Annotated in this window: 18 protein-coding genes; 9 read left to right on the top strand and 9 right to left on the bottom strand. The window is 72.8% G+C overall.

Annotated features, from left to right (window positions below):
- Positions 1 to 73 precede the first annotated feature (73 nt).
- Both ACX25U_RS07520 and ACX25U_RS07515 read left to right on the top strand, forming a co-directional pair.
- On the top strand, positions 74 to 1,816 hold the full coding sequence (locus ACX25U_RS07520; RefSeq protein WP_454389843.1) for a pyruvate dehydrogenase: 1,743 nt from the start codon (positions 74 to 76) through the stop codon (positions 1,814 to 1,816).
- 186 nt (positions 1,817 to 2,002) lie between these two features.
- A complete protein-coding gene (locus ACX25U_RS07515; protein WP_454389841.1) occupies positions 2,003 to 2,485 on the top strand; it encodes an ATP-binding protein in 483 nt (160 codons plus the stop codon).
- A gap of 80 nt (positions 2,486 to 2,565) precedes the next feature.
- Here the strand turns inward: ACX25U_RS07515 and ACX25U_RS07510 are convergent, their stop codons facing one another.
- Positions 2,566 to 3,609: a DUF2637 domain-containing protein gene (locus ACX25U_RS07510; RefSeq protein ID WP_454389839.1), complete on the bottom strand. Its 1,044-nt coding sequence runs from the start codon at positions 3,607 to 3,609 to the stop codon at positions 2,566 to 2,568.
- 278 nt (positions 3,610 to 3,887) lie between these two features.
- Positions 3,888 to 4,721 (bottom strand): (2Fe-2S)-binding protein, encoded by an 834-nt coding sequence (locus ACX25U_RS07505; RefSeq protein WP_454389837.1) that lies wholly within the window; start codon positions 4,719 to 4,721, stop codon positions 3,888 to 3,890.
- A gap of 163 nt (positions 4,722 to 4,884) precedes the next feature.
- Between ACX25U_RS07505 and ACX25U_RS07500 the strand changes: the two genes are divergently transcribed.
- Positions 4,885 to 5,697, top strand: coding sequence for a GntR family transcriptional regulator (locus ACX25U_RS07500; RefSeq protein ID WP_454389835.1), 813 nt, complete (start codon positions 4,885 to 4,887; stop codon positions 5,695 to 5,697).
- A 35-nt stretch (positions 5,698 to 5,732) separates the two neighbouring features.
- On the opposite strand, the gene ACX25U_RS07495 is transcribed toward ACX25U_RS07500, so the two are convergent.
- The 3 genes from ACX25U_RS07495 to ACX25U_RS07485 form a co-directional block, all read right to left on the bottom strand.
- The gene (locus tag ACX25U_RS07495; protein ID WP_454389833.1) at positions 5,733 to 6,500 is read right to left on the bottom strand and encodes a hypothetical protein; all 768 of its coding nucleotides are present in this window, start codon (positions 6,498 to 6,500) and stop codon (positions 5,733 to 5,735) included.
- A gap of 166 nt (positions 6,501 to 6,666) precedes the next feature.
- On the bottom strand, positions 6,667 to 8,340 hold the full coding sequence (locus ACX25U_RS07490) for a PucR family transcriptional regulator (RefSeq protein WP_454389831.1): 1,674 nt from the start codon (positions 8,338 to 8,340) through the stop codon (positions 6,667 to 6,669).
- Between the two features lie 162 nt (positions 8,341 to 8,502).
- Positions 8,503 to 8,994 (bottom strand): GNAT family N-acetyltransferase, encoded by a 492-nt coding sequence (locus ACX25U_RS07485; RefSeq protein WP_454389829.1) that lies wholly within the window; start codon positions 8,992 to 8,994, stop codon positions 8,503 to 8,505.
- A gap of 78 nt (positions 8,995 to 9,072) precedes the next feature.
- Here ACX25U_RS07485 and ACX25U_RS07480 point away from each other — a divergent pair, with 78 nt between their 5' ends.
- Entirely contained in the window at positions 9,073 to 9,513 is a 441-nt protein-coding gene (locus ACX25U_RS07480; RefSeq protein ID WP_454389827.1) for an SRPBCC family protein, read from the top strand.
- 63 nt (positions 9,514 to 9,576) lie between these two features.
- On the opposite strand, the gene ACX25U_RS07475 is transcribed toward ACX25U_RS07480, so the two are convergent.
- Genes ACX25U_RS07475 through ACX25U_RS07460 form a run of 4 tightly spaced genes read right to left on the bottom strand, consistent with a single transcriptional unit; the run spans position 9,577 to position 14,705 of the window.
- Positions 9,577 to 12,000: a xanthine dehydrogenase family protein molybdopterin-binding subunit gene (locus ACX25U_RS07475; RefSeq protein WP_454389825.1), complete on the bottom strand. Its 2,424-nt coding sequence runs from the start codon at positions 11,998 to 12,000 to the stop codon at positions 9,577 to 9,579.
- 2 nt (positions 12,001 to 12,002) lie between these two features.
- Positions 12,003 to 12,521 (bottom strand): (2Fe-2S)-binding protein, encoded by a 519-nt coding sequence (locus ACX25U_RS07470; protein ID WP_454389823.1) that lies wholly within the window; start codon positions 12,519 to 12,521, stop codon positions 12,003 to 12,005.
- Positions 12,521 to 13,402, bottom strand: a complete 882-nt coding sequence (locus tag ACX25U_RS07465; protein ID WP_454389821.1) for an FAD binding domain-containing protein — start codon at positions 13,400 to 13,402, stop codon at positions 12,521 to 12,523. The genes ACX25U_RS07470 and ACX25U_RS07465 overlap by 1 nt, the downstream gene beginning before the upstream one ends.
- A gap of 34 nt (positions 13,403 to 13,436) precedes the next feature.
- Positions 13,437 to 14,705, bottom strand: a complete 1,269-nt coding sequence (locus ACX25U_RS07460; protein WP_454389819.1) for an RNA-guided endonuclease InsQ/TnpB family protein — start codon at positions 14,703 to 14,705, stop codon at positions 13,437 to 13,439.
- A gap of 286 nt (positions 14,706 to 14,991) precedes the next feature.
- On the opposite strand from ACX25U_RS07460, the gene ACX25U_RS07455 reads away from it, so the two are divergent.
- From ACX25U_RS07455 to ACX25U_RS07435, 5 genes are all read left to right on the top strand, one after another.
- Positions 14,992 to 15,954, top strand: coding sequence for an NAD-dependent epimerase/dehydratase family protein (locus ACX25U_RS07455; RefSeq protein WP_454389817.1), 963 nt, complete (start codon positions 14,992 to 14,994; stop codon positions 15,952 to 15,954).
- A gap of 233 nt (positions 15,955 to 16,187) precedes the next feature.
- Positions 16,188 to 17,825 carry a carbamoyltransferase family protein gene (locus ACX25U_RS07450; RefSeq protein ID WP_454389815.1) on the top strand — a complete coding sequence of 546 codons (1,638 nt, stop codon included), beginning with the start codon at positions 16,188 to 16,190 and terminating at the stop codon, positions 17,823 to 17,825.
- Entirely contained in the window at positions 17,822 to 19,267 is a 1,446-nt protein-coding gene (locus tag ACX25U_RS07445; RefSeq protein ID WP_454389813.1) for a glycosyltransferase, read from the top strand. Before ACX25U_RS07450 ends, ACX25U_RS07445 begins: the two co-directional genes overlap by 4 nt.
- Complete coding sequence (locus tag ACX25U_RS07440; protein ID WP_454389811.1) at positions 19,264 to 20,226, top strand: glycosyltransferase; 963 nt, start codon at positions 19,264 to 19,266, stop codon at positions 20,224 to 20,226. The genes ACX25U_RS07445 and ACX25U_RS07440 overlap by 4 nt, the downstream gene beginning before the upstream one ends.
- Positions 20,223 to 21,458 carry a glycosyltransferase gene (locus ACX25U_RS07435; protein ID WP_454389809.1) on the top strand — a complete coding sequence of 412 codons (1,236 nt, stop codon included), beginning with the start codon at positions 20,223 to 20,225 and terminating at the stop codon, positions 21,456 to 21,458. The genes ACX25U_RS07440 and ACX25U_RS07435 overlap by 4 nt, the downstream gene beginning before the upstream one ends.
- The last annotated feature ends 76 nt before the right edge of the window (positions 21,459 to 21,534 follow it).

Here is a 21,534-nt window from a genome sequence, read left to right as displayed (position 1 = left end):
CATGGATCCAGAGAACCTGGCGGAGCCGGCGGAGCAGAGGAATCCGCGGAGACCGAAGGGGCATCCGAAAGCCATGGCCAAGCAAAACGTCGCAGAGCTGTTCGTCGACATCCTCGTCCGCGCCGGGGTCAAACGCCTGTACGGGGTCGTCGGGGACAGCCTCAACCCGGTCGTCGACGCCGTCCGCCGCAACGCCGCCATCGACTGGATCCACGTCCGCCACGAGGAGACCGCCGCCTTCGCGGCCGGCGCCGAGGCGCAGATCACCGGCCGGCTGACCGCCTGCGCCGGCTCCTGCGGGCCCGGCAACCTGCACCTCATCAACGGCCTGTACGACGCCCACCGCTCCATGGCCCCGGTCCTCGCCCTCGCCTCGCACATCCCCTCCAGCGAGATCGGCCTCGGTTATTTTCAGGAGACGCACCCCGACCGGCTGTTCCAGGAGTGCAGCCACTACAGCGAGCTGATCTCCAGCCCGAGGCAGATGCCCCGGCTGCTGGACACCGCCATCCAGCACGCGGTCGGCCGCAGGGGCGTCAGCGTGGTGGCACTGCCCGGCGACATCGCCGGCGAGCCCGCCCCCGAGAAGGCCGCCGAGACCGCCATCGTCACCTCCCGCCCCACCGTCCGGCCCAGCGACGCCGAGATCGACAAGCTGGTCCGCATGATCGACGAGGCCGAGAGGGTCACCCTGTTCTGCGGCAGCGGCACGGCCGGCGCGCACGCCGAGGTGATGGAGTTCGCCGGGAAGATCAAGTCACCGGTCGGGCACGCGCTGCGCGGCAAGGAGTTCATCCAGTACGACAACCCGTACGACGTCGGCATGAGCGGACTGCTCGGCTACGGCGCCGCCTACGAGGCCACCCACGAGTGCGACCTGCTGATCCTGCTCGGCACCGACTTCCCGTACAACGCGTTCCTGCCCACCGATGTGAGGATCGCCCAGGTCGACGTCCGGCCGGAGAACCTCGGCCGCCGCTCCAAGCTGGACCTGGCCGTGTGGGGCGATGCGCGCGAGACCCTGCGCTGTCTCATCCCACGGGTGAAGGAGAAGAAGAACCGCCGGTTCCTCGACCGGATGCTCAAGAAGCACGCGGACGCGCTGGAGGGGGTCGTCAAGGCGTACACGAGGAAGGTCGACAAGCACATCCCGATCCACCCCGAGTACGTGGCCGCCGTCCTGGACGAAGTCGCCGCCGACGACGCCGTGTTCACCATCGACACCGGGATGTGCAACGTCTGGGGCGCTCGCTACATCTCGCCCAACGGCCGCCGCCGCATCATCGGTTCCTTCTCGCACGGCTCGATGGCCAACGCGCTGCCCATGGCGATCGGCGCTCAGTTCACCGACCGCCGCCGTCAGGTGATCTCCATGTCCGGGGACGGCGGCTTCGCCATGCTGATGGGGGACTTCCTGACCCTGGTGCAGTACGACCTGCCGGTGAAGGTCGTGCTGTTCAACAACTCCTCGCTGAGCATGGTGGAGTTGGAGATGATGGTCGCGGGTCTGCCCTCCTACGGCACGGGGATGAAGAACCCCGACTTCGCCGCCGTCGCCCGCGCCTGCGGCGCCCACGGCGTCCGGGTCGAGAAGCCCAAGGAGCTCGCCGGGGCACTGAAGGACGCCTTCCGGCACAAGGGGCCGGCCCTCGTGGACATCGTCACCGACCCCAACGCCCTGTCCATCCCGCCGAAGATCAGCGCCGAGATGGTGACCGGGTTCGCGCTGTCGGCCTCGAAGATGGTGCTGGACGGTGGTGTCGGCCGGATGGTGCAGATGGCCCGCTCCAACCTGCGCAACGTGCCCCGGCCGTGAACCCTCGCAGGAGAAGGGTGAGCGGCGGCCGCCGAAAGCGTCGCACTTCGGCCAAGTTGGCCCGTCGCTGTCCGAACACCTGGTCGTCGCGGATCCGACATGACTGGCGCGTGCTTCATGGGGCAAGGATCCCCATGAACGTGTTCGGACCGGAGGGGAACCGACATCGGCACGCGGACGGGGGACATGAAGAGGCAGGCACGAGGGGGCGGTCCCGCGACGGTCGGGGCCTCCTCGGATCGGACGGCGGAGGAAAAGGCGGACGGCTTCACGGAACGGCACTCGGCGCCCCAGCTCAGGTGCAGGCTGGGGAGGGCCGACCTGAAGGCGGTGCCCGAGACGCGCCGGGCACTGCGCGAACTGCTGCGCCACTGGGGCAGACCCGGCACGTCGGAGGTCGCGGAGCTGCTCGCGAGCGAGCTGCTCACCAATGCGCTGGTGCACACCGACGACGACGCCGTCCTGACGGCCACCGTGTCACCGCGCGGACTGCGCGTGGAGGTACGGGACTTCGTCACCCGCAGGCCCAGGCCCCGGGTGCCGGCCGGCGACGACGACACAGGCGGCCGGGGCCTGGTCCTGGTGCAGTCCCTCGCGGACGCCTGGGGCGTGTGCGCGCACGGGGTCGGGAAGTCGGTGTGGTTCGAACTGGGCGCGAACGCCGGGTGAAACGGGTGTGGTGAAACGGGTGTGGGGCGCGGCCGTACGACCACGTCCCACACCCGTTTCACCGGTCACCGGTCACGGCATCAGCCGAACTGCTGCTCCAGGTCCTTGAGTTTGCGCTCCAGGGAGTCCAGACGCGGCAGGGCCATTGTGTCGTCCTCCGCGGTGAGGTCGACGGCGGCGCCGTCAGAGCCCTTGCGGACGGGCTGCAGGGAGGGACGCGCGCGCACGGGCAGCTGCTCCGCCGTCGCTATGGCAGGCTCCGCGGTGACCGGGGCCGAGGCACGTTCCAGGGCCTGCGTCTCCACCTGCCGACCGCCGCGGCCGACGAAACCGCGGTGGCCCCGGCTGATCGCCTTCAACCGCGCCCGCTCCAAGCGCTGCTGCTCGCGCTGCAGCCGCCGCTGCTCTTCCTTCTGCTGCTTGTCCTCGCGTACTTCCTCGACCGCCTCGTCCAGGCTGCGCACGCCCTCCAGGAGCATCAGCGACCAGGCCTTGTACGTCTCGCGGGGCGCCCGAAGCCAGCGGACCACCCGGATCTGCGGCAGCGGGCGCGGCACGAGGCCCTGTTCCCGCAGGGCGGCCCGGCGGGTCTGCTTCAGCGCGCGGTCGAACAGGACGGCCGCGGACAGCGACATGCCGGCGAAGAAGTGCGGCGCGCCCGCGTGGTCGACGCCCCTGGGCGCGTGCACCCAGTTGAACCAGGCCGCGGCGCCCGCGAACGTCCACACGAGGATTCGCGAGCCGAGCGCCGCGTCACCATGGCTGGCCTCGCGCACGGCGAGCACGGAGCAGAACATCGCCGCGCCGTCCAGGCCGAACGGAACGAGGTACTCCCAGCCGCCGGAGAGGCCGAGGTTCTGTTGGCCGAAGCCGACCAGACCGTGGAAGGAGAGCGCGGCGGCGACCGCCGCACAGCAGAACAGGAGTGCGTAGGAGGCCGTCCCGTAGATGGCCTCCTTGCGCCTGCGGCGCTCCTCGCTGCGCTCCCACGAGTCGTCCGCGCTCGCGTTCTCCCCGGAGGAGCGCTTCTTGCCGCGCGCGAGCACCGCCACCGCCGCCAGCACGCCCAGGAGCAGCACGGCGCCCGGAAGCAGCCAGTTCAGCGATATGTCGGTCAGTCTCATCTGGGGTCCCTTGCATTGGGATAGGGCGTAACGCCCGCCATAGTGGCCCAATTCCACCGGCCCTCAGGGGGTTTCGGGGCAAGAGGCCGCCAAGGAGGTGCAAGGGGATGCCCAGAGCGGCGTTCTGCTCGAACTGCCGCTTGAGGGGCGGGAGTTGAGTTCGAATAAGATTACCCGTGCGGATGGTTCCGCGAAGAGTTCCCGCGACGGGTGGGGAAGTTGTGAAGCATTCGTGACCTTGTGGGTGCGGCAACCGTGGACGATCATACGGGATGCGCTCAACCCGCTGCGACGGCGGCCAGTTTCGTGATCCGGTCCGCGTCGCAGGTGCGCGGGCAGGTGGCGCAGGTGTCCTCGGGGCGCACGGTGTAGAACATGCAGCAGCTGGCCCGGTCCCGGGTCGGCAGCGACTCGCCGTCCGGCCCGGTCAGCTCGCGGAAGGCGGCCGAGCCGACGTACGGCCGGGTCGCGCCCGGCAGCAGCAGTTCCAGCTCCCGCTGCGCCCGCCGCTGTTCGCCGAGCAGATGGGCGACGTACCACAGGCCCTCGACGACTTCGTCGGTCGCCATGCCCCACAGGGCGCGGCCGCGCCGCCGCATGCGTGGTCCGAAGGCGGTCAGGACCGGTTCCAGGTGCTCGGCGACCGCCGCCCGCACCTCGGCGCGCAGCGCATCCTCGCCGCGCACCACGCGCGCGCCGGGCAGCGCGGCCGCCGGGTCGCCCGGCAGGCAGGCGAAACCGGCGGGGCGTACGGCCATACGGCCGGCGTGGCGGTCGTAGGAGACGTGGGTCACGGGCAGGCGGGGCACCCTGCGGTGCAGGAACCACGGCACGGTGAACAGCAGGCAGGCGGGCCAGGCGTACCGGTGCAGCGCGAAGCTCGCCACGACGTCCGGGCGGGCCCGGGTGCCGTAGTCCCGCAGTACCTGGGCGTCGTCCCAGGCCAGGAAGGCGTCCAGCCCCGGCCCGCCCGTCGCGAGCAGGGCGGCCGGGGTCCACTCGCCGCCGTCCGGGGCCGGTTCGCCCTCCTCGAGCTCCGTCACGGTGAGGCCGGGGAAGGCCTCGGTGAGACGGGTGTACGCGTCCGCTACGGCCGAAGGGAGCACAGGCATGCCGGACCACCGTTTCGCGCTCGACTGAAGGTAAGCCTTACCTTACTTCACTTCGACGGAGTGTGAACCCATGGCCCATAGCGCTTAAGGTGCTTGACGGACGAGTAACAAGCCGCCGTAATGGCCCCAAGTACCCCAAGCACCCCAAGCCCGGAGGAGGACCGTGAAACAGGGCGCGCAGGACTCCACCGGCACCCGGATCCCCGAGGCCCGGCCGGGCGTGGCGCCGCGCATACCGCGGCAGTCGCCCCCCGCGGACCCGCGCCGGGAGCGGGACGTCCCCTCCGCGGACGCCTCACCGGCCGACGTCCGCGGCGAGCACACGCACAGTGAGACACCCCTGCCGCGGCCCGTCGTGCGGCGCTCCTCGGTGCGCGGGCAGGTCCTGCAGGCCCTGCGCAGCGCGCTGGTCGCGGGCGAGCTGCGGCCCGGCGAGGTCTACTCGGCGCCCGCGCTCGGCGAGCGGTTCGGGGTGTCCGCCACCCCGGTGCGCGAGGCGATGCAGCAGCTCGCGCTGGAGGGCGCCGTCGAGGTCGTGCCCAACCGCGGCTTCCGGGTCGTCGAACGCGGCGTCCGCGAGCTCGCCGAGCTGGCCGAGGTGCGGGCCCTGATCGAGGTGCCGATGATGCTGCGGCTGGCCCGTACCGTGCCCGTCGAGCGCTGGGCCGGCCTGCGACCGCTCGCCGAGAGCACCGTGCGGGCCGCGTCCTCCGGCTGCCGGGCGACGTACGCCGAGACCGACCGGGCCTTCCACCGCGCGGTGCTGTCCCTGGCCGGGAACGAACAGCTCGTCCGGATCGCCGAGGACCTCCACCGCCGCGCCCAGTGGCCACTCGTCGGCGGCCCGGCCGGGCCCGGCCGCGCCGACCTGGTCGCCGACGCGGCACAGCACACCGCACTGCTGGACGCGCTGATCGCCCGGGACCTGGAAGTGGTGCGCTCCCTGGTGGCCGAGCACTTCGGGGGAGCGGCGTAAGTCCCGCGGGACGACGCCTTTGGGGCCTTTGGCGTCTACGCCGTCGCCGCTCCCGTCGCCGGCGGGGCCAACTGCCGGGCCAGCCACGTCGGTACGCCGCCCAGCAGCTGGAACAGCCGCCGGGCCTCCTCGCGCAGGCGGGACGCCTCCGGTTCGGTCTCCGTGTCGGCGAGCGACACCAGGGCCGGGGCGGTGCCGACGAGGTAGCCCAACTCCTCGCGGATCCGCAGCGACTCGGCGAAGCCGTGCCGGGCCTCGGCCAACTCGCCGTCCCGCAAGGCCAGTCCGGCCAGGTGGCGCCAGGTGAAGGAGAGCAGGAGCCGGTCGGGGCGCGCGGTGGCGCCCGCGTGGGCGCGGCGGTAGGCGGCGCGCGCGGCCTGCGGGGAGTGGGTGAGGTTCTCGGCGATCAGTCCGCGCCGGAAGTCCAGCAGGGCCCGCCCCGGCCCTCCGGGCGGAATCAGGGCCGCCGCCCGGCCGAGCGCGGCCCGCGCCTCGTCCGCCCGGTCCCGCACGCCGTGCAGCGTGGCCGAGTAGGCGAGGTACCCGCGTTCACAAGCGGCCGCTCCCCGCTCCTCGTCGCTGTGGGCCAGCGCCTCGGCGGTGCGCAGCGCGTCCTCCGCCTCCTCCCAGCCCGCCTCGGTGTACAGGCACCGCTCTACCAGCAGCTCTGTTCTCTGCAGCGCCGCGGCCGCGGTGGCCGGCTCGAGCAGTGCCGCCGCGTCGGCCCAGCATGCGCGTGAGCGCAGCCGCCATACCGCGGTCTGGAGTGGATCGTCACCTGCGGTCGTTCCGTTACCAGACATGGCGGTATGCGCCACGTTGCCCTCCCCGAGCACGCCGTCGAGCCTTGAGTGGTGGCGGCATCTCAGCACGAAATCCACAGCCCGGCCAAGAGGTTGGGTGAAAGAATTCACAAAGTCGGAGGACGGCGCCGGCGGGCGGCGCGTGCCGCCGCCGCGCGCCGCCGGCTCAGCTCATGCGCAGCGCGAGGAAGAAGTCCAGCTTGTCCTCCAGCCGGGACAGGTCACGGCCCGTCAACTGCTCGATCCGCCCGACCCGGTAGCGCAGTGTGTTGACGTGCAGGTGGAGCCGGGTGGCGCAGCGCGTCCAGGAGCCGTCGCAGTCGAGGAACGCCTCCAGGGTGGGGATCAGTTCGGCGCGGTGCCGGCGGTCGTAGTCCCGCAACGGATCCAGCAGCCGGGCGGTGAAGGCGCGGCGCACGTCGTCCGGGACGAAGGGCAGCAGCAGGACGTGGGAGGCCAGCTCCTGGTGGCCGGCCGCGCAGACGCGCCCCGGGCGCGCCGCCGCCACCCGCCGGGCGTGCCGCGCCTCCTCCAGCGCCCCGCGCAGCCCCTCCGCCGAGTGCACGGCCGCGCTGACGCCGAGCGTGAGCCGCCCGTCGCCGTCCAGACCGGCCGACAGCGGCTCCCGTACGGCCTCCAGGAGCGCGTCGGCGTGAATCCCCGCCTCGGAGCCGTCGTGCTCCGCCGAGACGGCCGGGAGCGGGACCAGCGCGACCGCCTCGTCACCCGTGTGGGCGACCGCTATCCGGTCGGAGGGCTCGGGGCCCGTGCTGCCGGGGTCGACGAGGATCTCCTCCAGCAGGGACTGGGCGACCGGCCCGCCCTCGGCCTGCCCGCCGTCCCACTCGACCCGGGCCACGATCACCTGCCAGTGCGGGGCCGCCCCGAGGCCGGGCAGCAGCACCGGTGCCGCGACCCGCAGCCGCGCGGCGATCTCGGCGGGCGGCGCGCCGGTCTGCACCAGCTCCAGCACCTCCTGGGCGAGCCGCCGGCGCACCGTGCGGGCCGCGTCCCGGCGGTCCCGCTCCACCGCGATCAGCTGGGTGACGCCCTGGAGCAGGTCCAGCCGCTCCTCCGGCCAGTCGCCCGCGTCCGCCTCCACGGCCAGCACCCAGTCCGACAGCACCGTCTCCCGTGCGTCCCGCGAGGCGTGCGGGGAGCGGCCGGTGCTGCGGATGGGGAACAGGGAGTACGTCGTCGAGTCCAGCGTCACCCGGTGGGGGCCGTGGCGACCGGTGCGGCCGGCCGCCAGGTGCTCGCCGGCGAGTCCGGCGCACGCCCGGGCGGACAGCGCCGGGCCCGCCGCCTTGGGCCCGGCGATCAGCCGGCCGGTGGGGGAGAGCAGCCAGGCCCGCAGGTCCAGGTCGGAGCCCAGCAGGTCGAGCACCACGTCCGGGCCGCCGCCCGCCGGACCGGAGGTCATCATCCTGCGGTGCCGCTCCACCACGGCCGCGAGGTCGCCGGCGCGCTCGCTCGAGACCTGCCGTACGACGTGCTCGGTGACCGTCGCGAACGCCACCGACTCGTGCACCGCGAACAGCGGCAGCCGGTGCCGGGCGCAGGCCACCACCAGGTCGTCGGGCACGCAGCCGAACTCGGCCGTACCGGCGGCCAGCGCGGCCACCCCGGCCTGCACCAGGACGCGTACGAACGACTCGGAGTCGGAGGGGTCCCGGCGCCAGGCGAGCCCGGACAGCACCAGCTCACCGCCGGAGAGGTAACGGCTGGGATCGCGCAGGTCGGTGGTCATGACACTCCGCACGGTGCGGTCCAGCTCCTCCTCCCCGCTGAGCAGCTTCAGGCCCAGCGCGTCGGTGTCCAGCAGTGCGCGCAGCCGCATTCTCGTCGCCGCCGTTCTGTGTCTCGAAAACTGGCCGGGCCGCGCCCTCTGGTACGGAGGAAACCCAAGAGGTTGCCGACGGCCTTCTTTCATATGAATCTACAAGATGGCTGCTCTGGCCAGCCAAACCCTTCATGCCAGCCGCAGACCGCGAGCCCGGGCTCAGGCCCGGTCACCGAGCCGGCGCCGGAACCGCCGCCCGGGCCGACCGTCGACGCGCAGGTCCTCCACCGCGATGAACCTGTTGCGCCGCAGTACGGCCTGGGAGGCCGGGTTGTCGAAGGTGGCGACGGCGGTGAGCGCCAGGAGCCGGTACTCCTCGGCCCCGAGCCGGCAGACCTCCCGCACGGCGGCGGTCGCCGGCCCCCGGCCGGCGGCCCGCTCGCCGATCCGGTAGCCCGACTCGGCGCGGCCGTCCGCGATGTCGACGAGATTGACGCGGCCCACCAGGACGCCGTGCCGGTCCAGGACGAGGTGGAACCGGCAGACGCCGGCGTCCTGCTCGGCGAGCAGGGCCCGGTGACGGGCGGCGAACCCGGTGAAGTACGCGTCCCCGCGGTCCGGAACGGAGCGGGCGCAGTACCGGCGGTTCTCCCGCTCGAAGGCCGGCAGGGCGTCCGCGTGGTCGGGGCGCGGTGGCGCCGGCGTCAGCATCGGCGAGAGGATACGGCCACCTGGGTGACTCGGTGGTGGATGTGCAGTTGGGCGGGGCCGGGTGCCTACGATCATCCTGTGGTCAACTTCTCTCTCGAGCGCACCGCGCCGCTGCCCATCGACGAGGCCTGGCGTCGGGTCACGCGGTGGTCGCGGCACACCGACACGGTTCCGCTGACCCGTATCACCGAGGTCACGCCCACGCCGACCCGGGTGGGCACGGTGCTCGTGGCCCGTTCGGGAATCGGTCCCCTCGGCTTCGACGACCCGATGGAGGTCACCGTCTGGCGTCCGCCGGCCGACGGGGAGCCGGGGCTGTGCCGGCTGGAGAAGCGGGGGCGGGTGGTGCTGGGCTGGGCCGAGCTCGAGGTCCGGCCCGGGCCCGGGGGGCGTACGCGGGTGCAGTGGCGGGAGGAGCTGCGCGTCCGCTTCCTGCCCGGCCTGTTCGACGGGGTGCTGCGGCAGGGGTCGCGCACGGTGTTCGGGCGGGCGCTGAACCACTTGCTCAGGCAGCCCTGACGGTGTGTCAGGGCACCGAGCCCGTGCCGCCCTGTGGCACGGCTGCCCGCGACGGCGGCGGAGTCATGCCGTGCCCGTGAGGTGTTCCGGGCGGACCGGTGTGCGGTTCAGTTCCAGGCCCGTGGCGTCGCGGATCGCCGCGAGGACGGCCGGGGTGGACGACAGGGTGGGGGCCTCGCCGACGCCGCGCAACCCGTACGGGGCGTGGTCGTCGGCGAGTTCGAGCACGTCGACGGGGATGGCCGGGGTGTCGAGGATCGTGGGGATCAAGTAGTCCGTGAAGGACGGGTTCTTCACCTTCGCCGTCCTCGGGTCGACGACGATCTCCTCCATGACCGCGATGCCCAGCCCCTGGGTCGTACCGCCCTGGATCTGGCCGGCGACGGACAGCGGGTTGAGCGCCTTGCCGACGTCCTGGGCGCAGGCCAGCTCGATCACCTTCACCAGGCCGAGTTCGGTGTCGACCTCGACGACGGCGCGGTGCGCGGCGAAGGAGTACTGCACATGGCCGTCGCCCTGACCGGTGCGCGGGTCGAAGGGCTCGGTCGGCCGGTGCCGCCACTCCTCCTCGACCTCGACGACCTCGTCCTGAAGCACGTCCACCAGGTCGGCGAGCACCTCGCCGCCGTCGGTGACGACCTTGCCGCCCTCCAGCAGGAGTTCGGCAGTGGACCAAGCCGGGTGGTAGGAGCCGAACTTGCGGCGCCCGATCTCCAGCACCCTCTCGCGCACCAGCTCGCAGGCGTGCTTCACGGCGCCCCCGGTGACGTACGTCTGCCGGGAGGCGGAGGTCGAACCGGCGCTGCCCACCCGGGTGTCCGCCGGGTGGATGGTCACCTGGGCGACGCCCAGCTCGGTGCGGGCGATCTGCGCCTGGACGGTGACACCGCCCTGGCCGACCTCCGCCATCGCGGTGTGCACGGTGGCCACCGGCTCCCGGGCCACGACCTCCATGCGGACCTTCGCGGTGGAGTAGTCGTCGAAGCCCTCGGAGAAGCCGACGTTCTTGATGCCGACCGCGTAGCCCACACCGCGTACGACGCCTTCGCCGTGCGTGGTGTTGGACAGCCCGCCCGGCAGCTGCCGTACGTCCGCGCCCTCGCTGGACTCCCACTGGCGCTCCGGCGGCATCGGCATCGCCTTGACGCGGCGCAGGAGTTCGGCGACCGGCGCCGGGGAGTCGACCCGCTGCCCGGTCGGCATGACCGTGCCCTGGGACATGGCGTTCAGCCGCCGGAACTCCACCCGGTCCATGCCGACGGCGTCGGCGAGCTTGTCCATCTGCGCCTCGTAGGCGAAGCACGCCTGGACCGCGCCGAAGCCGCGCATGGCGCCGCAGGGCGGGTTGTTGGTGTAGAGGGCGAGGGCCTCGATGTCCACGTCGTCGACCTCGTACGGGCCGACACCGAGTGAGGCGGCGTTGCCGACGACCGCGGGGGAGGCGGAGGCGTACGCACCGCCGTCGAGCACGATCCGGGCCTTGACGTGGGTGAGCCTGCCGTCCTTGGTCGCGCCGTGCTCGTAGAACAGCTTGGCCGGGTGGCGGTGGACGTGTCCGAAGAAGGACTCGAAGCGGTTGTAGACGATCTTGACGGGCTTGCCGGTGCGCAGAGCCAGCAGGCAGGCGTGGATCTGCATCGACAGGTCCTCGCGCCCGCCGAACGCGCCGCCGACGCCGGCCAGCGTCATCCGCACCTTCTCCGGCGGCAGGCCGAGCACCGGGGCCATCTGGCGCAGGTCGCTGTGCAGCCACTGGGTGGCGATGTAGAGGTGGACGCCGCCGTCCTCCTCCGGCACGGCGAGGCCGGACTCGGGGCCGAGGAAGGCCTGGTCCTGCATGCCGAAGTGGTACTCGCCCCTGACGGTGAAGTCGGCCCTTTTCGCGGCCTGTCCGGCGTTGCCGCGGATGATCGGCTGGCGGTGGAGGACGTTGGGGTGGGGGACGTGGGCAAAATGGTGGTCGGTGCGGTTCTCGTGGACGAGGACCGCGTCCGGGGCGGTCGCGGAGGCCTCGTCGGTGACGAGCGGCAGCTCCTTGTACTCCACCTTGATCCTGGCGGCGGCGCGGCGCGCGGTCTCCGGGTGGTCGGCGGCGACGACGGCGACGGGCTCGCCGTGGTGGCGGACCTTGCCGTGGGCGAGGACCGGGGTGTCCCGGATCTCCAGGCCGTAGTGCCTCACCTCGGTCGGCAGGTCGTCGTAGGTCATCACGGCGTACACGCCCGGCAGGGCGAGGGCTTCGCTCGTGTCGATGGACAGGATCTCGGCGTGCGCGACCGTGGAGCGCAGGATCTGGCCCCAGAGCATGTCCTCGTGCCACATGTCGGAGGAGTACGCGAACTCGCCGGTGACCTTGAGGGTGCCGTCCGGGCGGAGCGTGGACTCGCCGACGCCGCCCTTGGTCTGCGAACCCTGGGTGATCTTCGTGGGAGCGCCGGTGGGGGTGCCACCCTGCTCGAACGTGGTGGAGGGCTTGGGCGAAGCCATGCTCAGACCCCCTCGGACTGCCGGGCGGCGGCCAGGCGGACCGCGTCCATGATCTTCTCGTAGCCCGTGCAGCGGCACAGGTTGCCCGACAGGGCCTCGCGGATGTCCTCGTCGGTCGGGTCCGGGTTGCGCTCCAGCATCTCGTCGGCGGCGACCAGCAGACCCGGGGTGCAGAAGCCGCACTGCACGGCGCCGGCGTCGATGAACGCCTGCTGGATCGGGGAGAGTTGGTCGCCCTCGCCGGTCAGCGAGTCCGTTCCGCCCGTGCGTTGCCTGGCGTAGTCCGCCAGCCCCTCGACGGTCACCACCTCGCGGCCCTCGACCTGCCCGGCCGCGACCAGGCAGGAACACACCAATACGCCGTCCAGGCGCACCGTGCAGGAGCCGCACTCGCCCTGCTCGCAGGCGTTCTTGGAGCCGGGCAGGCCCAGGCGCTCGCGCAGGACGTAGAGCAGGGACTCGCCCTCCCAGACGTCGTCGGCCCGCTGCGGACGTCCGTTGACGGTGAAGTTGACGCGCATCAGGCAGCTCCCTTCGAGGCGTTGCGGTACGACTCCCAGGTCCAGGTGAGCGTCCGGCGGGCCATGACGCCGACCGCGTGGCGGCGGTAGCCCGCGGTGCCCCGGACGTCGTCGATCGGGTTGCAGGCGGCCGAGCACAGCTCCGCGAACCGCTGGGCGACCGAGGGGCTGATGACCTTTCCGTTGTCCCAGAAGCCGCCCTCCTCCAGCGCCGCGTTCAGGAACTCCTCGGCAACCCTGGCCCGAAGGGGCGTGGGGGCGGCGGAGCCGATGCCGGTGCGGACGGTGCGGGTCCCGGGGTGCAGGGCGAGGCCGAAGGCGCACACGGCGATGACCATGGCGTTGCGAGTGCCGACCTTGGAGAACTGCTGCGGGCCGTCGGCCTTCTTGACTCGGACGGCGCGGATCAGCTCGTCGGGCTCCAGGGCGTTGCGCTTGACGCCGGTGTAGAACTCGTCGATCGGGATGAGCCGCGCCCCCCGTACGGACTCGACCTCGACCTCGGCGCCGGCCGCCAGCAGGGCGGGGTGGGCGTCACCGGCCGGGGAGGCGGTGCCGAGGTTGCCGCCGACGCCGCCGCGGTTGCGGATCTGCGGGGAGGCCACGGTGTGCGAGGCGAGGGCGAGGCCCGGCAGCTCGGCCCGCAGGTTCTCCATGATCTTCGTGTACGGGACGGAGGCGCCGAGCCGCACGCCGTCCTCGCCGGTCTCCCACTCGTAGAGCTCCGGGATCCGGTTCAGGTCGAGCAGGTACGCGGGCCGGCGGTGATCGAAGTTGATCTCGACCATCACATCGGTGCCACCCGCGATCGGCACGGCGGTGGGGTGCTCGGCCTTGGCGGCGAGCGCCTCCTCCCAACCGGCGGGGCGAAGGAAGTCCATGACCGACTCTCTCCTTCTTCGTCTCGCAGTGGAGTCAGTACACAGCTGTTGCTCCCACGGAGTCAGTCACCGAAAACTTGACTTCCTCCCCCGCCTGAAGGCGGGGGATTCCAGCGGTCGCCCGCTGGGCTTCCTGCTTCACCGACGACCGCCCCGTCCGGGAGGACTCCCGTTGAGGTCTTACACCGTCTCCACAGGCGGATGCCGCCAGCCCGGCGGCCAGGATGTTGCGTGCCGCGTTCACGTCGCGGTCGTGCACGGTGCCGCACTCGCACGCCCACTCCCGGACGTTCAGCGGCAGCTTCTCGCGGACCGTGCCGCAGGCCCCGCACAGCTTGCTGCTGGGGAACCAGCGGTCGATCACCACGAGTTCACGCCCATACCAGGCGCACTTGTACTCCAGCATCATGCGGAGATCCGTCCAGGCCGCATCCGAGATGGCGCGCGCGAGCCTGCCGTTCCTCAGCAGGTTGCGGACGGTGAGGTCCTCGATCACGACCGTTTGGTTCTCACGGACGAGCCGAGTGGTGAGCTTGTGCAGGAAGTCCCGCCGCCGGTCGGTGATCCGCGCGTGGACGCGGGCCACCTTGCGGCGGGCCTTGGCCCGGTTGGCGGAGCCCTTGGCCTTGCGGGACAGCTCCCGCTGGGCCCTGGCCAGGCCGGCGCGGTCGCGGCGCTCGTGCCGGGGGTTGACGATCTTCTCCCCGGTGGACAGGGTCACCAGAGAGGTGATCCCGGCGTCCAGGCCGACCGCCCCGTCCGTGGCCGGAGCCGACGCGATGGTGTCCTCGCAGAGCATCGAGACGAACCAGCGCCCCGCGCTGTCGCGGGACACGGTCACCGTCGTGGGCTGCGCACCCTCCGGGAGGGGGCGCGACCAGCGGATGTCCAAGGGCTCGGCCATCTTGGCCAGCGTCAGGTGGCCGTCGCGCCATGTGAAGGCGCTGCGGGTGTACTCGGCCGATGCGCGGGACTTCTTCCGGCTCTTGAAGCGCGGGTAGTGGGCGCGTTTGGCGAAGAAGTTGGCGAACGCGGTCTGCAGGTGGCGGAGCGCCTGCTGGAGGGGGACGGAGGACACCTCGGTCAGGAAGGCGAGCTCCTCGGTCTTCTTCCACTGCGTCAGTGCGGCGGAGGACTGGACGTAGGAGATGCGGCGCTGCTCGCCGTACCAGGCGCGGGTGCGCTCCTGAAGCGCCTTGTTGTACACCAGGCGGACGCAGCCGAACGTGCGGGACAGCTCCGCTGCCTGCTCGTCCGTGGGGTAGAAGCGGTACTTGAACGCCCGCTTGACCTGCCGCGTCACGCCTCACATCCTATCAGGTTCCCTGTGAACGACGTCCGTTGCTGGAACGGCGGAGCGTACTCCGCCGCTGCGCGGCTCCGCCCCGGGGATGCATTTCTCCCCCGCAAGCGGGCGGTACCCCCACCCCGTCCTGAAGGACGGGGTTTCCACGCAAGGAGATTCCGATGACCTCGGACAGAACCTGATATCGAAAGCCCGATCGGGTCGAACCGGCCCATGTGTGGCCCTCCGGTCGCCGGGTTACTCAAGCCGTCACGCAAGTGAAGGTGAGAGTGAGGAGAGTCCCGTGAGCGGACGCACCTGGCGCCGGGCCCTGGTGACCGGCGGAGCCGGCTTCGTGGGATCCCATCTGTGCGCACGGCTGCTTCAGGCCGGCACCGCGGTCGTGTGCCTGGACAACCTGGCCACCGGCGCCCACGCCAACGTGGCCGAACTCGAACAGCACCGCGGCTTCCGCTTCCTGCGCGCCGACGCCACCGACGCCGACGCCGTACGCGGCCTGCCCGGCCGCTTCGACCTGGTCCTGCACTTCGCCTGCCCGGCCTCGCCCGCCGACTACCTGAGGCTGCCGCTGCAGACCCTGGACGTCGGCAGCACCGGCACCCGCAACGCCCTGGAGCGCGCCCGCGCCGACGGCGCCCGCTTCCTGCTGGCCTCCACCTCCGAGGTCTACGGCGACCCCCTGGAGCACCCGCAGCACGAGGGCTACTGGGGCAACGTCAACCCGGTCGGCCCGCGCAGCGTCTACGACGAGTCCAAGCGCTTCGCCGAGGCCCTGGTCACCGCGCACCGGGGAGTCCGCGGCACCGACACCGCAATCGTCCGCATCTTCAACACCTACGGCCCCCGGATGCGCACCGGCGACGGCCGCGCGGTGCCCACCTTCATCGCGCAGGCCCTGGACGGCATGCCCCTCACCGTCGCCGGCGACGGCAGCCAGACCCGCTCGCTGTGCTACGTCGACGACACCGTCGACGGCGTACTCGCCCTGGCCGCCTCCGAGGAGGCCGGCCCGGTCAACATCGGCGGCACCGACGAGATCACCGTGCTGGAACTGGCCCGCCGGATCGTGGAGCTCACCGGCTCCGCCTCCCGCGTCCGCTTCGTCGACCGCCCCGTCGACGACCCCGGGCGGCGCAGGCCCGACACCCGGCTGGCTTGGGAGCGGCTCGGCTGGCAGCCGCGCGTGAGCTGGACCGAGGGGCTTCAGCGCACCATCGGGTGGTTCGCCCGCTCCGTCGCCGCGTAGGTCCGGGAGTCCTTCCGGAGCAGTAGACCGCGGTGTCCTGAACCGTACTGCCCTGCGCTGACCAGGTGCCTTCACTTTAGGTTTATAAGTCATTGAATAAAATGAAATTTCCGTCTTTTCAGCGCCAGTTGGCTTCACGTGTTTGAGACAGCTGGGGCGCGGCACCCAGAAGCCCGAATGCCCCACGGTCCCCACGCGCCGAACCATCCGACGAACGGGACGGAGCCGCCCCCATGCGCATCCTTGGTATCAACGCCCTGTTCCACGACCCCGCCGCCGCCCTCGTCGTCGACGGCACGACGGTCGCGGCCGGCGAGGAGGAGCGCTTCAGTCGGCGCAAGCACGGCAAGCGCCCGGTGCCGTTCTCCGCGTGGGAACTGCCGGAACTCTCCGCCCGCTGGTGCCTGGAGCACGCGGGTGTCGAGCCGGAGGAGCTGGACGCCGTCACCTACTCCTTCGACCCGGCCCTGGCCCGTCCGGCCGCCGACATGGGCCTGTTCGACCCGTGGGACCCGCTGCGTCTGGAGTACGCGCGCCGCGCGCCCGAGTTCCTCGCCGAGGCGCTGCCCGGGCTCGACCCGGCCAAGGTCGTCTTCGTGCCGCACCACATCGCGCACGCCGCCTCCGCCGGGCCCGCCTCCCCGCACCCGGACAGCGCCGTCCTCGTCCTCGACGGCCGCGGCGAGGCCGCCTCCCACCTGGCCGGCCGCTTCCACGACGGCAAGCTCGACACGCTCGCCGCCCAGGCCCTGCCCCACTCCCTCGGCCTGCTCTACGAGGAGCTGACCGAACACCTCGGCTTCCTGCGCAGCAGCGACGAGTACAAGGTCATGGCGCTCGCCTCCTACGGCAAGCCCCGCTTCCTGCACCGGCTGCGCCCCTACGTCCACGCCACCGGCGACGGCGGCTTCCGAGCCCACGGCGTCGACTGGGCCGCACTCGCCCCGCCGCGCGCCAAGGGCGAGCCGTGGACCCAGGACCACGCCGACCTCGCGGCCAGTTGCCAGGCCGTCCTGGAGGAGACCCTGCTCGAACTCGTCCACTGGCTGCACCGCGAGGCGGGCGGCGAGGCCCTGACCATGGCCGGCGGCGTCGCCCTCAACTGCGTCGCCAACTCCAGGATCGCCGCGAAGGGCCCGTACCGTCACGTGTGGGTGCAGCCCGCCGCCGGTGACGCCGGCACCGCGCTCGGCGGCGCCCTGTACCTGGCCGAGAGCGAGGGCGGCGTTCCCGAGCCCATGCCCGGCGCCGACCTCGGGCGCGGCTGGAGCGACGAGGAGCTGCGCGCCCGGCTGGAGGAGGCCGCCGTACCGTACGAGCGGCCCGACGACATCGCCGAGACGGTCGCCGAGGAACTGGCCCGCGACGGGATCGTGGCCTGGTTCCAGGGCCGCAGCGAGTACGGCCCGCGCGCCCTCGGCCACCGCTCCCTGCTCGCCCACCCGGGCCGCGCCGAGAACCTGGAGCGGCTGAACAGGGTCAAGGGCCGCGAGGAGTTCCGGCCGGTCGCGCCCATGGCGCTCGCCGAACGCGCCCACGAGCTGTTCCAGGGACCGATGCCGAGCCCGTACATGCTGTTCGTGCACGACGTGCACCGGGACTGGCGCGGCCGCATCCCCGCCGTGGTGCACGTCGACGGCACCGCCCGCGTCCAGACCGTCGACGAACGCCAGGAACCGCTGGTCGCCCGCATGCTGCGCGGCTTCGAGAAGCGCACCGGGCTGCCCGTCGTCGTCAACACCAGCCTCAACACCGCCGGCCGGCCCATGGTCGACGACCCGCGCGACGCGCTGGAGTGCTTCGGCTCCGCGCCCGTCGACCTGCTGGCGATCGGCCCGTACGCGGTGCGCAGGGGGAGGGCGTACGCATGACCCGCACCGACGGCCGCACCACCGGGACCGGGCCCGCCTACGCCGTGGTGGTCCCCACGCTCGCGCGGGGCACCCTCGTCGACTGCCTGGCCGCCCTCGCCGCCGCGACCGGACCGCGGCCGGACGAGATCGTCCTGGTCGACGACCGGCCCGAGCCCGAGCCGGACGCGCTGGAGCACCCGCTGAGCGTGCTGGGCGACCTGCGCGCCCGCACCACCGTGCTCACCAGCGGCGGCCGTGGCCCCGCCGCCGCCCGCAACACCGGGCTGCGCGCGGTCACCACGCCCTGGGTCGCCTTCCTCGACGACGACGTCCAGGTCGGCCCGCACTGGTGCGACCAGGTGGCGCAGGACCTGGCCGAGGCGAGCCCCGACACCGGCGCCGTGCAGGGCGTGATCGCCGTGCCCCTGCCCGGCGAGCGCCGCCCCACCGACTGGGAGCGGGGCACCGCCGGCCTGACCCGGGCCTGCTGGATCACCGCCGACATGGCCTACCGCACCGACGCCCTCGAGCAGGTCGCCGGCTTCGACGAGCGCTTCCGGCGCGCCTTCCGCGAGGACGCCGACCTCGCGCTGCGCGTCCTGGACGCCGGCTGGCGCATCCGCCAGGGCCGCCGCACCACCCGCCACCCCGTCCGCCCCGCCGACCGCTGGGTGTCGCTGCGCGCCCAGCGCGGCAACGCCGACGACGCGCTCATGCTGCGCCTGCACGGCCCCGACTGGTGGCGGAAGGCGGTGGCCCCGCGCGGCCGGATCCGCTCCCACCTCGCCGTCACCGCCGCCGGTGTCGCGGCCTGCGCGCTCGCCGCGGCCGGCCGGCCCCGGGCCGCCGCCGTGGCCGGGCTCGGCTGGGCGGCGGGCACCGCGGAGTTCGCCTGGGCGCGGATCGCCCCCGGGCCGCGCACCCGGCAGGAGGTGACCACCATGGCCGTCACCAGCGTCCTCATCCCGTCCGCCGCCACCTGGCACTGGCTGACCGGCCTGTGGCGCCACCGGAACGCCCCCGCCTGGAGCCCGCGGCGCTGCGCGCAGGCCGTACGGGAACTCACCGCGGCCGGGCACCGGGTCGTCGTGACCGGGGGCGGGGGAGAGCGCGACCTGACCGCATACGTGGCCGGCACCCACGGCCTGGACCTCGGCGGCCGGACCGGCGCCGCCGAACTCGCCGGCGTACTCGCCGGGGCCCGCGCGGCCGTCACCGGCAACACCGGCCCCGCACACCTCGCCGCCGCCGTCGGCACCCCCGTCGTCTCCCTGTTCGCACCGGTCGTACCGGCCGAGCGCTGGCGCCCCTACGGGATCCCCTACGTGCTGCTCGGCGACCAGAGCGCACCGTGCGCCGACAGCCGCGCCCGGAACTGCCCGGTGCCCGGACACCCCTGCCTGGAGTCGGTGACCGCGCACGACGTGCTCGCCGCCGTGGAGAAGGTGATGAAGGCGTGAGGATCCTCATCTGGCACGTGCACGGCTCCTGGACGACCGCGTTCGTCCAGGGCCCGCACACCTACGTCGTCCCCGTCACCCCCGACCGCGGACCCGACGGACTCGGCCGCGCCCGCACCTTCGACTGGCCGGACTCCGTGATCGAACTCCCGCCGGAGAAACTGCGGGACGCCGGCATCGACCTCGTCGTCCTGCAACGCCCGCACGAGTACGACCTCGTACGGAAGTGGCTGGGCCGCCGGCCGCCCATGGTCTACCTGGAGCACAACGCCCCCCACGGCTGCTCTTCGGGAGTTCCCGACACCCGGCACCCGGTCGCCGACCTGCCCGGCGACGTGCCGCTCGTGCACGTCACCCACTTCAACCGGCTGATGTGGGACGCCGGAGGCGCCGAGACCACCGTCATCGAACACGGCATCGTCGACCCCGGCCCGCTGTGGACCGGCGAGGTGCCGCACGCGGCCGTCGTCGTCAACGAGCCGGTCCGGCGCGGCCGTACGACGGGTACGGACCTGCTGCCGACGTTCGCGCACGCCGCCCCCCTGGACGTCTTCGGCATGGGCACGGACGGCCTCGCCTCCCACCTCGCCCTGCCGCCCGACCGCTGCCGCTCCCACGAACTCGTCCAGAAGGAACTGCACTTGGCGATGGCCAGGCGCCGTCTCTACCTCCACCCGGTCCGCTGGACCTCCCTCGGCCTGTCCCTGCTGGAGGCGATGCACCTGGGCATGCCCGTGGTCGCCCTCGCCACCACCGAGGTCACCGAGGCGGTGCCCCCGGGCGCCGGAGTGGTCTCCAACCGGATCGATGTACTGACCGACGCCGTACGGGACTTCGTCGCCGACCCGCTGCACGCCCGCATGGTCGGCGAGGGCGCACGCGCCGCCGCGCTCGCCCGCTACGGGCTCTCCCGGTTCCTGGACGACTGGGAGCGGCTGCTGAAGGAGGTGATCCGATGAGGATCGCCATGGTGTCCGAGCACGCGAGCCCGCTCGCCGTGCTCGGAGGGGTCGACGCCGGGGGCCAGAACGTGTACGTCGCCCGCCTCACCGAGGAGTTGGCACGCCGCGGGCACGACGTCACCGTCCACACCCGGCGCGACAGCGCCGACCTGCCCGACCGCGTGCCGCTGCCCGACCGCGTGCCGCTGCCCGGCGGCGCCGCCGTGGAGCACGTGCCGGCCGGGCCGCCCGAACCCCTCCCCAAGGACGCCCTGTTCGCGCACATGCCGTCCTTCGGCGCCCATCTGGCCCGCGTCTGGCGCCGCGAGCGGCCCGACGTGGTCCACGCCCACTTCTGGATGTCCGGCATGGCCTCCCTGCTCGGCGCCGGCCCGCACGACATCCCGGTCATCCAGACCTTCCACGCCCTCGGCACCGTCAAGCGCCGCCACCAGGGCCGCGCCGACACCAGCCCCGTCGAACGCATCGGCATCGAGCGGCAGATCGGCCGCATCTGCGACCGCGTCCTGGCCACCTGCACCGACGAGGTGCACGAACTGGCCGACATGGGCGTCTCCCCGAGCCAGGTCTCCGTGGTGCCCTGCGGAGTCGACGCCGACCACTTCCACCCGGGCGCCGAGACCGCCGACGTGCCCGCCCGCGCCCAGCGGCACCGGCTCCTCGCCTGCGGCCGGCTCGTCCCCCGCAAGGGCTACGACCAGGCCATCCGGGCGCTGACCCGGATCCCGCACACCGAGCTCCTCGTCGCCGGCGGCCCGCCGCCCGACCTGCTGCACACCGAGCCCGAGGCCGAACGGCTGCGGAAACTGGCCGTCCAGGAGGGCGTCGGCGACCGGGTACGGCTGCTGGGCGCCGTCGACCCGGCCCGGATGCCCGCGCTGATGCGCGGCGCCGACCTGGTGCTGTGCACGCCGACGTACGAGCCGTTCGGAATCGTGCCGTTGGAGGCGATGGCGTGCGCGGTGCCCGTCGTCGCCACCGACGTGGGCGGCCACCGCGACTCGGTGGCCGACGGCCGCACCGGCCGGCTCGTCGCCGAGGGCGACCCCGCGGCGATCGCCGCCGCCGCCCGCGACCTGCTCGGCAGCGACCGGCTGCGCCGCCGCTACGGGGCCGCCGGCCGCGAACGCGTCCTCGCCCGCTTCACCTGGCGGCGCGTCGCCGACGGCGTCGAACAGGTCTACCGGCGGGTCCTGGCCGGCCACGAACTGAAGTCGGAGGTGGCGTGACGCACATCGATCACACCGTCCACGCCGACCGCCGTTCCACGAACCACCCGGAGGTGACGCCATGAGCGTCGGGACT

The organism is Streptomyces sp. JNUCC 63 (assembly GCF_054366325.1).
This window is presented reverse-complemented; position numbering and strand designations above follow the sequence as displayed.

Bases quoted from the DNA above. Each gene is read 5' to 3' on its own strand.
- ACX25U_RS07520 (WP_454389843.1), top strand. From the start codon at position 74: ATGGCCAAGCAAAACGTCGCAGAGCTGTTCGTCGACATCCTCGTCCGC.
- ACX25U_RS07515 (WP_454389841.1), top strand. From the start codon at position 2,003: ATGAAGAGGCAGGCACGAGGGGGCGGTCCCGCGACGGTCGGGGCCTCC.
- ACX25U_RS07510 (WP_454389839.1), bottom strand. From the start codon at position 3,609: ATGAGACTGACCGACATATCGCTGAACTGGCTGCTTCCGGGCGCCGTG.
- ACX25U_RS07505 (WP_454389837.1), bottom strand. From the start codon at position 4,721: ATGCCTGTGCTCCCTTCGGCCGTAGCGGACGCGTACACCCGTCTCACC.
- ACX25U_RS07495 (WP_454389833.1), bottom strand. From the start codon at position 6,500: ATGTCTGGTAACGGAACGACCGCAGGTGACGATCCACTCCAGACCGCG.
- ACX25U_RS07490 (WP_454389831.1), bottom strand. From the start codon at position 8,340: ATGCGGCTGCGCGCACTGCTGGACACCGACGCGCTGGGCCTGAAGCTG.
- ACX25U_RS07485 (WP_454389829.1), bottom strand. From the start codon at position 8,994: ATGCTGACGCCGGCGCCACCGCGCCCCGACCACGCGGACGCCCTGCCG.
- ACX25U_RS07475 (WP_454389825.1), bottom strand. From the start codon at position 12,000: ATGGCTTCGCCCAAGCCCTCCACCACGTTCGAGCAGGGTGGCACCCCC.
- ACX25U_RS07470 (WP_454389823.1), bottom strand. From the start codon at position 12,521: ATGCGCGTCAACTTCACCGTCAACGGACGTCCGCAGCGGGCCGACGAC.
- ACX25U_RS07465 (WP_454389821.1), bottom strand. From the start codon at position 13,402: ATGGACTTCCTTCGCCCCGCCGGTTGGGAGGAGGCGCTCGCCGCCAAG.
- ACX25U_RS07450 (WP_454389815.1), top strand. From the start codon at position 16,188: ATGCGCATCCTTGGTATCAACGCCCTGTTCCACGACCCCGCCGCCGCC.
- ACX25U_RS07445 (WP_454389813.1), top strand. From the start codon at position 17,822: ATGACCCGCACCGACGGCCGCACCACCGGGACCGGGCCCGCCTACGCC.
- ACX25U_RS07435 (WP_454389809.1), top strand. From the start codon at position 20,223: ATGAGGATCGCCATGGTGTCCGAGCACGCGAGCCCGCTCGCCGTGCTC.